The 13,930-nt window shown below is 48.5% G+C and carries 10 protein-coding genes; all 10 read right to left on the reverse strand.

Annotated elements, in window-relative coordinates:
• Window positions 1-2: 2 nt before the first annotated feature.
• Window positions 3-767, reverse strand: a complete 765-nt coding sequence (locus tag BLX24_RS15285) for a glycosyltransferase family 2 protein (protein WP_071504020.1) — start codon at window positions 765-767, stop codon at window positions 3-5.
• Between the two features lie 188 nt (window positions 768-955).
• Window positions 956-2,107: an acyltransferase family protein gene (locus BLX24_RS15290; protein WP_071504021.1), complete on the reverse strand. Its 1,152-nt coding sequence runs from the start codon at window positions 2,105-2,107 to the stop codon at window positions 956-958.
• Between the two features lie 9 nt (window positions 2,108-2,116).
• Window positions 2,117-3,778: a hypothetical protein gene (locus tag BLX24_RS15295; RefSeq protein WP_071504022.1), complete on the reverse strand. Its 1,662-nt coding sequence runs from the start codon at window positions 3,776-3,778 to the stop codon at window positions 2,117-2,119.
• A gap of 37 nt (window positions 3,779-3,815) precedes the next feature.
• A complete protein-coding gene (locus BLX24_RS15300) occupies window positions 3,816-5,486 on the reverse strand; it encodes a hypothetical protein (protein ID WP_071504023.1) in 1,671 nt (556 codons plus the stop codon).
• A 53-nt stretch (window positions 5,487-5,539) separates the two neighbouring features.
• Window positions 5,540-6,448, reverse strand: a complete 909-nt coding sequence (locus BLX24_RS15305; protein ID WP_071504024.1) for a transketolase family protein — start codon at window positions 6,446-6,448, stop codon at window positions 5,540-5,542.
• Window positions 6,449-6,498: 50 nt separating this feature from the next.
• Window positions 6,499-8,514 carry an NAD-dependent epimerase/dehydratase family protein gene (locus BLX24_RS15310; RefSeq protein WP_071504025.1) on the reverse strand — a complete coding sequence of 672 codons (2,016 nt, stop codon included), beginning with the start codon at window positions 8,512-8,514 and terminating at the stop codon, window positions 6,499-6,501.
• Window positions 8,515-8,595: 81 nt separating this feature from the next.
• Window positions 8,596-8,982 carry a hypothetical protein gene (locus BLX24_RS32175; protein ID WP_143092694.1) on the reverse strand — a complete coding sequence of 129 codons (387 nt, stop codon included), beginning with the start codon at window positions 8,980-8,982 and terminating at the stop codon, window positions 8,596-8,598.
• Between the two features lie 54 nt (window positions 8,983-9,036).
• Window positions 9,037-9,840, reverse strand: coding sequence for a transketolase (locus BLX24_RS15320; protein ID WP_071504027.1), 804 nt, complete (start codon window positions 9,838-9,840; stop codon window positions 9,037-9,039).
• Between the two features lie 63 nt (window positions 9,841-9,903).
• On the reverse strand, window positions 9,904-11,676 hold the full coding sequence (locus BLX24_RS15325; protein ID WP_071504028.1) for a glycosyltransferase family 39 protein: 1,773 nt from the start codon (window positions 11,674-11,676) through the stop codon (window positions 9,904-9,906).
• A 137-nt stretch (window positions 11,677-11,813) separates the two neighbouring features.
• Window positions 11,814-13,790, reverse strand: coding sequence for an OmpA family protein (locus tag BLX24_RS15330; RefSeq protein WP_229201815.1), 1,977 nt, complete (start codon window positions 13,788-13,790; stop codon window positions 11,814-11,816).
• Window positions 13,791-13,930: the final 140 nt, after the last annotated feature.

Genomic DNA, 13,930 nt, shown 5'->3' on the forward strand with positions numbered 1-13,930 from the left:
GATTATAAAGTAGTCACCGGTTCAGGCTGGCGAATTGCCTTGACCTTACGGTTGAGATCCAGCCGGAACCGGGCTAGCTCCCGGAAGCTCTGCATACATACTTTGAGAAGCTTCCATTTAAGAATTGAGACCGTGCCTGTCTGGCGCTCTTTGTGCACAATGGGAATATCAAACAGATTACAGCCGGCTTTTTTAGCCATAACAGCCAGGAAGATATTCGGCGCAAACGGTTCCGGGTCCGGCAACTGAGCCAGCAGTTTTTTCAGAAAACTGCCTTTGATGAGCCGGAAAGGAATATTACTGTCAGAGATAAAGGTACCGTAAATGGTTGCAATGCTGTATTGCAGAATCCGCGTGATGATCAGACGGGCACCGGCGTCATGACGAACCTGCCGGTAACCCAGAATAAACGGGGAATCATGGCGTTTGGCCCATAGTTTCATGAAATCGTCGGTAACAAACTGATCGTCGCTGTCGGTCTGGAAAACGTATTCAGAATCCAGAGCCACAGCCTGCCGGTATCCGTTAACAACGGCATTGCCGTGACCGCCGTTTTTCTGATGAACAACAAATAGCTTCGGGTATTTGCCTTTGATCTGGTCCAGGATTTCGCCTGTCCGGTCTTTAGAGCCGTCGTTGATAACGATCAGCCGGGTATTATCTGCAGGAAATTGCCGGTCTAACATGCCGGTCCATTGCTCAACAACAAGTTCGATGCACTCTTCCTCATTATAGGCCGGCATCACGATTGACAGCAAAATACTCATCTGGTCTTTGGAGTGCGATTGTTCCGCTTTTGTATACACAAACGTTTCGTGTATGCTATCTAAGAACCGCGACTCTTTTATCTATTGATAATGATTGTGCAAATATAGCTAATTGTTAGCCGTAAGTCGGAGAAGAAAATTGGACTTTATCAAGCGGCCGGTTCGCTCAGCTTCAGGAATCCTCTTACTTAATACGAAAATTTATCTTTCAATGAGTTAATCGGCTTTTCGATCAGGAACCATGACAGGGTGGCCAGTAAAACAGTCAGTCCATAAAAATAACATAATTTTAAGATAGGTGTACTGGCAAGGAAAGGCAGCACAGTCGCGGCTTTGTTCCAGACACGTAAAGTAATATAGGTTGGCTGTGTATGGTAATAATTGAAAACCAGGTTATGGAAAAGATACAAACCGTAGCTGATCTGGCCCAGATAAACACTGATCCGGTTCGTCAGGAGCCCTTTAACAGGGGTGCCGAAACCAACCACGGCCCGTCCGATCAGAAACATACAGAACAGAGACGTCACAAACCGGTCAGTGATATCGGTCGCCATATTCCGCGAGGCATTACCGGTGGTTCCGGGCAGAATTTTCATCAGGTAAATATTGAACGCATATAGTACAAAACTGAGGATCAGCAGCCAGTTGCTGGTAACCAGTTTATTAAAGCGCTCCCGCTGATTGACCATCAGATAAGCCAGGATTCCCCCCAGTCCGAATGCATCCAGGCAGGTCGGCATCAGTACAAACTGCGCCATCCAGGGGGCCTGCGTAACAAACAGCATTACACGGAGCAGGAAAGAAGCTGTAATCAGTACAAACAATGTGCGCAACAGGAACCGGCCCGGAATAAACAGGACCAGAAACGGGAAAAAGATATAAAACTGTTCTTCGACTGCCAGCGACCAAAGGTGATCAATGGCACCCAGCCATGTCTGATGGGCAACAATCCAGATATTCTGGGTATAGGTCATTAACCACCCGAAAGCCATGCGCACCGACTGAAAATTGATGATGGCCAGCCCGATAATGGTCAGGTAATAAATCGGGAAGATGCGCAGGCTCCGGCGGATAAAGAATGCCTTTAGAGAGTGTCCGTGTCCACGGCCAAGCCGTTCGTCATGTTGCTTGCTGGTAATCAGGATGCGGGTAATCAGAAAGCCGCTCAGCACAAAAAACAGATTAACGCCGAAATAACCCAGCGGCAGATGGTTCAGCTCGCCCAGCCAGTGATCGAGCATCACCAGCGTAACGGCAATGAACCGAAGGCCGTCCAGCTGAACAAGGTAATTTTTTTGTTTCTGGATTGATTCTAACGACTGAGTAGCATCTGACTGCATAGCGAGGGGTTAAAGCGACGTAAAAATAACGGATCGGTTTGTCATGGCAAGCCGGAGCTGATGATTCTGGTTAGTCAGAATACCGATCCGGTATTGGCCCGGCGCCAGTTTTTCTTTGAGAACCTGACCGTAAAAATGATCTTTTGTAAAGTAGGAATCAAATCCTGAAATAGCAGCCGGAGCTGGTCGTACCGGGCGGGCGGGGAAAAGGTATGTATGATGCGGGCTTTTAAAAAGCAGATAGGACCCGTCGGTTGGCAGATCGACCGTCGGATTGACGGCGTTGTCTTTGGTCATGTTATACATAAACCGCTGTTCGGCGAAAGTATCCAGCTGACTGGTAACGGGGGCTTCCAGCAAATGTTTGTTAGACAGAACCGGGACTTCAGGCATAAAAAACGGTTGTTCAGTTGACCTGAACACCTGTTGTATGGCCAGTTGTCGCTCCGCCGGTGTATTGACAATGTAATTGAAATATTCGGCAACCGTGCGCCGGTGCTGATTAATAATTCCTTCCAGGCAGAGGTAGTCGGAAAGCAGGCTTTGTACAATGACTAATGCAGAGATCAGCCCGATTGGCCGGAGCATATGGGTTCTGACAGTATGAATCCATAATAGATACACAACGCTCAAAGCGAATGGGGAGTAAATTTTATACCGACCCTGCAGCATGTAGGCAGGTCCGGCAAAACCAACCCGTGAGTAGACCGTTATCGTGGTTGTAGCCAGTAAAAATAAAAGGCAGCCAAGACAGAAAGTCAGCAAGGGTGTCTGCTCATTTGCCAGCCATGTATATCGGTATCGTAACACGAAAAAAAAGGCGGAGCCTACGACTATGGCACCCAACAGCATGGTCAGCCAAAGTGGATTTTCATATCCTAGTGCTGCTGAACCTGAATAGGGATAAGGATCGGCAAAAGCACCCAGGAAAACGAAAAAAGCTTTAATCCAGTCAATAAACGGGTAGTTGAAAGGAGAGGGAAAGAAAGTAATTCGCTGGTAATTAGTAAAATACCCGGCGAGGCAACCAAGGGTGACCAACGCCCAGACGCCCATAAACCGCCATTGTTTCTGATAAGCCAGTACCAGTAAACCAGCAATCAGAACCAGTGCGCCGTTGCCACTGGTGAAAGTAGCCATCACGCCCATGCCTAATGCAAGAAGACGTCCTGTCAGCGAGTTCTGCGCAATCAGGTAGAAGGCACCGGCGGCAAATGCCAGAATCCAGAAATTCTGAATAGAGGCCATTCCCCAGATCAGGTTTTCGTGCGACTGGAGCGTGAAGAGCATGAAAGGCACCGGCAGAAAATAACCTGGCGGTAAGCGCAGTAGCCTGAAAACAGCCACTAATATGCCCAGTAAGGTCAGCAACCCTGCAAAGCCAATAAACGGGAGGTTGTAATAGTTGAGGGATCCGGTAATTTTTGTATAGGCCGCAAAGATGATGCGTGTCCAGACAATCCGGTGTTCCCAATGTTGGTCAAATAAATGACCCGCTTTCTGACGCAGTGATCCCGTTTTAAGATTAAGTAAATGTTCCTGCACCAGATAATCGTCCCAATAGGGTAGATTAATGGCATATCTGAATATTATCCAGAGCAGTATGCAGATCGGTATAAGCATCATCAGCCCGTAAATAATCTGCGGCCAGACCGGTACATTCCTTTGCATAGGGCTTTAAAGTTGATCGGTTTTGAGCATAGACGAATTACCAGTTCTTTTCAATATCCTTTTCGCCGATAAACTGTGCCTTGATGAACTGTCCTGTCGGATGGCGCTCGATGCGGCCATCGATCCGTACAATCAGGCGTTCCAGCTGGTAGGTGGCTGTATCCAGATAGGCTTCGGCGATTTGTGCGGTAAACCCTTTACCGAAAACAGGTGCCAGCCCGAATCGTGCTTTCCGGCCCGAATTCAGGGTTGGTGTTGTCTGATACAGATACAGTCGTTTAGGCGAGCGCAACAGCACATAGGTATTTGCATCTTTACCCGTCTGGTTCTGAAACGATGTATCGCTGATAGTAATCTGGTTATTGGCCTGTTTCAGGGATATAAACGGCGCGGGTGTTCCCTGAGCCGGTTTGTATAAATCGTTCAGAAAGACATCATAGAACGCAGGGGCATTATCAATCCAGCGGGCTGTGGCTGCGTCTATTGTCGAAACGGGTTCATTGTTAGTATAGGTCCAGTTAAACTGGCTGGTTGTCATCCATTGACGCCACCAGATTGTGTCGTCAAGAAATGCAGGGTAAGAAAAACCACATAAAGCCGCACTGTAGAAAAAGCCTGTCAACCCGACTGCTTTTTGTTGCCAGTCCCTTGTCTTACTAATACCATATACATACAATACCACCATGAGCATCAGCGAATATAGCTTATATCGGCTGGTTATCAGGAGTTCCAGCCCAAAGCCCGCCCGTGACCGCACAACAAGTGCCGCCGTGCCCAGCAGAAAAAAGGCAGCGCCGATAAACAAGAGCTCTGCTTTTTCCAGCGAGAACGGTGTTTTTGCGGATTTCCGCGCCAGTTGTGCCAGGAGGAACAAGGTCAGTATAACGAGAAAGCCGCCGGTCAGGAGCGATATGCGGAAGGCGTCGCCGAGTGGCAAAGCTTCACCGGCCGCTCCGTTGAAGGCCAGCCAGCCTTTAAAAATGGCACTCATTCCGGCTTGAGCCGTTGGATTACCCTTCGGCTTTTCATAGTCCCAAAAATACAGGCCGATACATGCAGCAGCGATACCCAGCCAATAACCGAACTGTTTCCAGCGCATTTGCTGGGCCAGCAAAACGGCGCCGATTGGCCAGATTAAGAGGCCGTTGCCGCTGGTGATGGTAGCAAGGACAGCCATTAACACAGCTGTAAACAGGGTATTTTGGTAGCAAAGTGCGTAGATACTCCAGAAAAGCCAGAGTGCAACCGTAAAGTTTTGAAGTGCGGCCATGCCCCAGAACATATTCTCCCATTGGGATAGATTAAAGAGCAGGAAAGTAACAGGAGGGAGAAATAACACCCATGGTGTGGGGGCAGCGACCGGTTGCTTTTTCAGAATGGCGGCAAAAATACCAGCCAGACAGAGCAGGCTCAGGTTACCGATGATCATCAGCGTCCGGAAATCCAGTTTACCGGCAACGATAAAGTCCAGCCATGTTATAAACCGGTCATATGCAATCCGGTGTTCATTATGCTGACTGAAAAAGAGTAGAACCTTATGGGCTAAACCGGTTGTTGCATCGAGTTTTGAAAGAAAAGATTTCAGGGCATGATCATCCCATTTAGGAACATTCAAGGCATACTGCGCCCAGACATACCAAAAAACAACAATCGGGAGAGCCGTTAGCAACCCTGCTAAAACCAGCTCTAGCGGTCGTAAACGGGCCAAGAGGACAAAGATTATAGGCCTTCACTTCTTCGGAACAGAGGGCCTTGCTGTGATTAGTTCAGAAAGTTTGATAACTGTCGGGCAATGTTGGCAGTATCCAGTCCGGACTGTTGCTGATGATACTGCTGGCTGCCGTATAAGCCATCCGGATACCCCTGTGCCGATAGGCTGACAAACTTGCTTGGCGTAATGCCTTTTTCAAGCAGTTTAACCGAAAGTTGCTGTGCCAGTCCACCGATGGATACATGTTCTTCCACAATGAGCATTGGTTTTCCTGTCCAGCTATTCGCCTGTTCATCAGGAAGTGAAAGCGGTAAATTAGTCGCTGTAAAGACGTCAAATTGACCGGCCAGTTCCTGATTGTCCAGTGCCTTCAGCGCATTGGCTGCCACCGGACCCAGTGCAACAATCGTACCACGCGAAACTTCACTTTTGACAATTTGTTTGAAGGTCCCCATGCGTTGGGCACCTTCCGGTGTGACAGGGCCGGCACCGAGTCGCAGATAGGCTGGCCGTGCCTCGGTAACAATCTGTTCGAGCATAGGTTCGACTTCGTCAGCAAATGCCGGAATGTAGGTATTTACGTTTTGTAAGCTGCTCAGGCAGGCTAAATCTTCAATGGCATGGTGAGATGACCCCATGATGCCATAGCCATAACCACCGCCGTTACCGACGATGAATACCGGCATATTGTGCAAACACACATCGTTTCGGAATTGCTCCAGACACCGGTAAACGGCAAAAGGCGCAATGCTGTACACAAACACTTTGTATCCTTTATAGGCCATACCAGCGGCCACACCAACCATATTTTGTTCGGCCACTCCTGCGTTGATAAAACGTGGCCCCATGGTTGTCTGTAGATTCTCCAATGCACTATAACCAAGGTCACCTGTAATGAAGACGATCTTTTCGTCTTCACGCGCAAGTCGCTCCATGGCGGCAGAAAATTCTTTTCTCATAATTCGAGTCAATTGCTTCGTACTGTTGCGGGTGAGACAACAGGCTGAGGCTATTTAGATTTTCGTTGATCAATCAGCGTACTGATTTCGGCAGCAGTTTTGTACACTTTTATCCCTTTCTGCACCCGCGTCCGGATAAATTTCGGCCGTTTCTTCGTTTCTTCAAAAATCTTACTGATGTACTCTCCGAGGAACGAAATACCCAGCAGGTTAATTCCACCAAAGAAGGTGACCAGAATAATTACTGTTGACAGGCCAGCCGGGGTTTCCGGATAAAAAATAAACTTAGCCAGAATTTGCCACAGAACACCCAGAATGGACAGACCCGTTAGGGCAAAACCACTATACACCATCAGTTCGAGTGGTACAAAGCTGAATGAGAAAATGGCTTTACGGGCCCAGGCAATATTTTTCCGCCAGTTATTGGTCGAAACGCCGAACATGCGCTCCGGCCGGACGTAATTTACGCCGATCTGTTTAAAGCCCACCCACGCACGTAACCCCCGCAGGAACTGTTCTGTTTCGGGCAGACTAACCAGCTCCCGTACCACTTTACGGTCGATGATTGAGAAATCACCGGCGTCGGTTGGGATATTGATGTAGGACAGGTTTTTGAAAATGCGGTAAAACGTCTTGTAGAAGAAGTGCAGCCACGGTTTCATTTCGCGCTGTACCCGAACGCCGTATACGACATCGTAACCTTCCTGCCATTTTGCATACAGTTGAGGAATTACCTCCGGCGGGTCCTGCAAATCACCGTCCATCAGCACGACCATATCACCGGTCGAAATTTCCATGCCGCTCAAAAACGCCGATTGTGAGCCGAAATTCCGTGAATGCTTAATAGCGATGACGTTCGGATCTTTGGCACAAATCTGCTCTAAAACCTCGTCGGTATTATCGGGTGAATTATCGTTAACGAAGATGATCTCGTACCGGACTTTCATGTCATTAAATGTCTTGACGAGGCGTTCGTACATGAACGGAATTGCCTGTGCATCTTTATAACAGGCAATGATTGGGGTAATAACCGGATTGAGAGATGGGGTTTTAAAGGCAGGAAGTACCCGGTCTGCATAGCTATTGGCGTTCTGCCAGGCGGCTGTTTTAAGCAAACCGTCGGCTAGGCTCGTTGTGGCTTTCCAGTTCAGGTCTTGCTCCGAAGCGGTCGGGTCACCGTACCACTCGGCAAGGTCCCAGTTGCGGTTATTCATACTACCCCAAACCGGCTCCGTTTTGATGGAGAATGCTTTGCGGGTTACCTCAACCAGGTCGCGCATAGTTGTTTTCCGGCCCGTTGCGATGTTGTATGACCGGCCGGAGATGCCTGATTTAACGTGTAAGGCCGCCTGCACAAAGGCATACACACAGTCGTCGATATAGACAAAGTCGCGGCTAATATCCGGCGATACAAGCGGAGGCAGTTTGCCCTGATTAGCCTCTTCAACCAATCGCGGGATTAGGCGGTCAGGTTCTTCCCAGCCACCATAAATGGAGTATAACCGTAAATTGAGGGTATTCAGATTGTGCAGTTTGGCGTAATATTCAAGTACGTAGGCACCCGATACTTTTGAAACGGCATAATGGCTGTTTGGTTGAACAGGATCTGTTTCTTTAGGGGCCGTGCAGTTAAACCCGTACTCCGAACTACTGCCAGCATGAATATATACCATGTCCGGTGAGCAGTTTTCCAGAATATTTACTGTACCGATAACATTGGTTTCGTAGGTAAGTGAGACGTTTTTCTGTTTTGAGTAAGCCCCGTAAGCCGCCAGATTGAATATAGTTTGTGGTTTATAACGGTCAAACGTTTCTTTAACAGAGTTTATGGAAGTAATGTCACAGTGAATAATGTTTTCAGCCGGGACATCCAGCAATTTCAGGCGCCAGGCTTTGGTCGCATCGTGTGTGAGCGCATATACATCAGTCTGACCGGCCTGTTGGCGGGCGCGAAAAAGTTGTTCGAACAGATTGGCTCCGATAAAGCCACTCGCCCCGAAAACAAAAACAGGGCCGTTTAATTTGAGGATAGCGTCGTGTAGCAAACCAGCAGTTGAATTGGTCATTCAGGGCACAATATTACAAGAATTGCCCGTAAGTTTTGCCAAAAAATTGGACTTTAGAGGGAGTGGTACTAATAGAGGTTCTTATTTTAGCTTTTCCTGTAGAATTGTAAGAATAAGCGTTTGTACTTGCCGAATATCTGCTAACTGAGCGTGAACGGCTTTAAATTGCTCCTCAACCTGATCAAACCGCCGGTCAACCTGTTCAAACCGCTGATCAACCTGTTCAAATCGCCGGTCAACCTGTTCAAACCGCTGATCGACCTGTTCAAACCGCTGATCGACCTGATCAAACCGCTGATCGACCTGTTTAAATTGTTGCCTGACCTCTTCAAATCCACGGAGTGTTTCCTGCCGGTTGGATTTAACGTCAATCGTCAATTCCGCAAGGCCTTTTGCAATGCTTTCGATCTGCCGTCCGTGATCGACAGTAAGCTGTTCCAGTTGTTCTACGCGTTGTTCTAAATACATAAAACAAATTTATTTTTTTTCATACAGAAGGCCTTGCGTTTTTTCGTAAGTGGATCAGAAGTAGCGCGACGTCACATCGTCAACTGCTTGCGCATATTGATCCGGTGTCATTGGCAGATAGTGCCACTCTAACCGGTCTTCCATGTACGAAACTCCTTTCCCTTTGATGGTATGGGCAACAACTACCTTGGGAACGCCATTCGGACGTCCGCTTACCTCATCAATCGCGCTTGTCAGGGACTGGACATCATGGCCATCCGCTTCAACAACATCGAATCCGATGGCTTTCCATTTGGCTGGGTCGGCCGTATCACCTAGTACATCCTGCGTATAGCCAAAGCCCTGCAACCCGTTTTTATCAATTAAAATAATCAGGTTATCCAGCTGGTTCTGCATAGCGAAGTGAGCGGCTTCCCAGGTAGTGCCTTCGTTGGTTTCGCCGTCAGACATCAGCACAAAGACCCTACCGTTTTCACCGGTAAGTTTATTCGCTTTGGCGATGCCTGTACCAATTGGCAGGCCGTGACCCAGCGAGCCGGTCGCAAACGGAATACCTTTGTGCTTGTTCGGGGCAGGGTGTGCAGGTAGGGTAGTGCCATTCAGGTAGTAGGAAGCCAGATCGGCATCCGTTAATTCACCCAGATGATGCAGGCTGGCATACAAAGCCGCTGCGGCATGGCCTTTTGACAGAATAAAGGTATCCTGTTCGCGTTTTCGTAAAATAAGCGAAGCCGCGATAATGTCAATGCAGCTTAGGGAGCAGCCGATATGACCGGCATGCGCCTGATTGTATAAGTCGAGTACTTTGAGCCGTAACTGGCCGCAAAGCGTTTTTGTATCGATAGCTTCTGTTACCAAAGTAGTTGTGGTTTCCCGTTGGTAGAATAAAAAATCAGCCCGGACAAAGGTGCCGTTTTACGGTTAATATCTGACGTTCTTCAGGTCAAAAATAGTGATTTTTTGGCCTGTATTACCTTTGACCAACACAATTTTGTCCCGTTCGTCAGGGTCAATGCGTTGGATATAGGTCGCTTTTTCCGGTAAATAAACATTTACCAGCTGGGCATCTAACAAAGCGACTGGCGAATAAGTTTTGTCGATCTTTTCATCGTAAATCATTCGCTTCATGTTGGGGTACAGAATGGTATCACCCTGCGCGTATTGTTGTTCGAGTTGTTTGGCCGAGTACCAGTACGGATTCTCAATCCGTGGCTTTTCGAAGTAGGTGTATTTCCCCTGCTCGCCATCATAAATATGGCCCAATAGCTCTGCAACAAAGAAAAGCTGTACCGCCAGCACTGCCGCAACCGGCAGACTGAAGCCACGTGGTATGGCAACCAGCTGTTTCAGGCCCATGGCAATCAGGATACAGACATACGGAAAGGAAAAGCCGGAGTAGCGTTGGGTGATGCCGAAGGTGTGACCAGACCGCCAGGCCATAAACAACAGGAAAAACGTAGGGACAAACGTCAGCAATACCATCAGCAATACGAGCCTCTTCTGTTGAGAATCCGTTTTTGTCAGGACATGGTAAACAATCAGATAAATGATCGGGACAGCGGCAGACAACACCAGGAACCGCAGCGGAACAACCGAATAAACCGGCATACCCGCTATCAGGATCAGCGTTGGGGCAACCTGTAACCAGACCGGTCGCTGCGGCGTACGGGCAGTAAGACTCCGGTGCAGGAGAAAGGTAAAAACGCCACCCAGCAACAGCGCCAGTGCCGAATTCCGCAGACCAATCAGCGCGCTGCCTAACCCGTTTGTAAAAATAAACAGGTCCGTAAAAATTGGAACTGCCCTTTTAGTAATGTTGGGAATCGTTGCCGGTAAAATCATACCGAAAGGCGAGCCCAGCGGATTCGTTTCTGCGATGTTCTTGTAGAATTTTGCCTGGTAGGCCAGAGTCTGGAACGTGTATTTACCGCCTCCGAATATAAACCAGAGCGAAATAAGCCCCAGGCCGATGATGGCCGTTCCGGCGAGGGTAAACCAGGCACTCCGGTTTCGTAGATAAAACAGAGCATAAATACCATGACAGAGGAATACCGTCACGGTCAGGTAGTGGGAGAGAACCGATATAGCGAAGATCAGGCCATAGCTAATGTATAGGCCAACGGGTTTGTTGTGCGGGGACTGTTTCACCTGTTCCATGATCAGAAGAAACACATGAGTCGCCAACAGGGTCAGGAAAAAGGACATGGAATAGTTACGCGCCATCTGGCTGTAGGCCACAAAAAAAGGCTCAATCGCGGCTAAACCACTACTAACCAAGGCCAGACTGTCGGACTTGAAATGCCGGCGGACAAAAACAAAAAGGAGCACGACTGTAAACGTGCTGAATAACACCGACGGCAAACGCATCGACAGATCACTCAGACCGAAGACTTCCATCCAGGCCCATAGTACCGCATAATACGACGGACTGTTGCCGATATCACCGCGAATGTTGGCCTCAACAAAATCAGCAATGGTTTTAGGTGCCCAGAACTCCTGTGGTGTAAAATACTTTTTGGTAAAAACGTCTTTCTGATTCGCCCCTTCAAGACAAACCCCCTGACTGATCAGTAAGGTTGATTTTTCGTCGAAGTAAATGCCATATTTGCCTGCATTATGAAGTCGTAAAAAAAAGGCGAGCAGCACAATGCCACTCAAAACAATAAGCGCGTTCTGCCTGGTTAATGTAAACATATGAAAGATGTTGGGCGGTAAAAGTACTGGTTACCGTGCCGGATGCCAAATCTATAGGCTATCTCTTAGGCTACGGAAAGCAGATTCAACCACTGGTTGGTTGGCTGAGGAGAAAATCGGGGCTTCAGACAAATGTACTACATTTTCATAATTGTAAATTCTACACGGCGGTTCAGGCGGCGTTTTTCTTCTGTCTCGTTACTGGCGATGGGTTTACTGGGCCCCCATGCCTTGGTCTGAATCCGTTTTTCGGTAATGCCCTTGCTGATCAGATAGTCTTTTACGACACGGACCCGATCTTCGGCCAGCTTCATGTTTGGCGCCCATTCGCCCTGATTATCGGTATGCCCCTCAATCATAATCTCCATATCGGCATATTTGTTCATCATATCCACGATGCGGTCCAGCTCAACATTAGCGCCTTCGAGAAGATCAAATTTGCTTTGCTCAAACAACACCTCGCGCATGACAATTTTCTGCCCTGGCTGAATCGGAATCAGGTACAGATTGCGTTTTATATCGCGGAAACGTTTATCCTTGCTAAGATCCAGCGTTTCACTGGCAGGAAAGTAGCCTTCTTTGGTTGCGGTTAAATTGTAGGCCGACTGAGTCGGGACAATCATTTTATATTCCCCGGTTTCGGGATCATACTCCACTTTGGTGATCTCTTTGTTCTTGTCCTGCAAGAGGCCCGTGGCAACCTCCGAAGAGACCGGTTTTTTGCTTTGCGCATCCAGTACCTGACCGGAAATGATGGCGACCGGATCAGGCTTGATAGCCGGAAACAGCTTTAAACGGAAAATGTCGTCTTCGCCCAGTGAATTGGCCCGTGAACTCAGGTAGGCAAAGTCACCGGCCGCGGGGATGGTAAAATAACCATCCCACTCAGGGGTATTAATCGAAGGGCCAAGATTCTCCGGTGTCGACCAGTTAGTCCAGGTATCATCCTGCCGACGGGTAACGAAAATATCGCCCTTACCGTAGCCGGGCAGGCCGCCTGAGGTGAAATACAGCGTCCGGCCATCAGCAGCCAGAAAGGGAGAGCTTTCAAAATCGGCCGTATTAACCGTTGCCCCGAGGGTTTTGGGTTCTGTCCAGGTACGATTACTTTGCAGGAAGGACACATACAGGTCACGGTTGCCTTCGGTATCTTTTCGCTGAACGGCCAGAATCATGGTTTTGCCATCCGGCGAAACGGTGAATTCTAACTGGTTATCCTTGTGCAGGTTATAATTATTCGTGATTTTACACTCAACCGGAAACGACCAGCCGGCCTTTGTATGCGTTGATTTGGAAATACCGAACGCCAGACCACCCTCCGGTTTGTATACGTTAATCAGGTAAATGGTGCGGCCGTCGGTCGACATACCACTGATGGCGTTATCTCCGTCGTTATTGATCGGCCCGCCGATGTTAACAGCTTCGCTCCAGACCCCGCCGGATTCCAGGTTTGAGTACCAGACATCCTGCTTGTTGGGACTGCCAATGTTGTTCTTGTTGAAGTTTCGGGTAAAATACAGCGTTTTGCCGTCGGGGGCGATGACGGGAGCAACCTCCTGACCCGTGGTATTGATGGTTTTACCTAAATTTTCTTTTTGTAAGTCTTTGGGCGTGCCTTTTGAGACGTTCACGTCAATAGGTAGCGGGGTAGCCGCGCCGGATAGCCCGATGGCGTCAATCTGGTTGGGACCTTTCAGCGCACCGGTGTTCAGATAAACCTTTACCTGGGCAATGCTCAGCGAGGTATCCTTAAGCATCACGTAGAGCGCCGGTTCGGCACGGGCAGCGGCATTTGCCTGATAAACCGGATATTCTGTCCCTTTGGCATCGTAGGCAATAACGCGGATGACCGCCCCGGGGTTTACGTTTTCAGCAATGATAATCTGTCTGGCATTCATGGGCTTATCAAACCCGACATGAATCCACTCCTCATTCGGACTATCGGGGTAGAGTGGTGCCCACGCACAGACCGATTCTCCTGTCTGTGGAAGCTTGCTGGGGCGGCCAAGTGCCTGTGAGGCCTTGTACTGCTGACCATATACTTCGCCTTTCCCTTCCGATGAAACACCGATAACACGACTCGCCCACTGGACTGTTTGCGCAGAGACATCCATACAAAACAGCCATAGACTTAAGCTAACCAAAACACCTTTCATGCGCATGAAAAAACCAACCACAAAAATTGTGCGGATTAAGTTAGTAACAAAACCCCATTTTATGAATACAGCCTTTTATTTTTCAACGGTCCGAGAAA

This window comes from Arsenicibacter rosenii (genome assembly GCF_001870735.1).
GTDB classification, from domain to species: Bacteria; Bacteroidota; Bacteroidia; order Cytophagales; family Spirosomataceae; genus Arsenicibacter; species Arsenicibacter rosenii.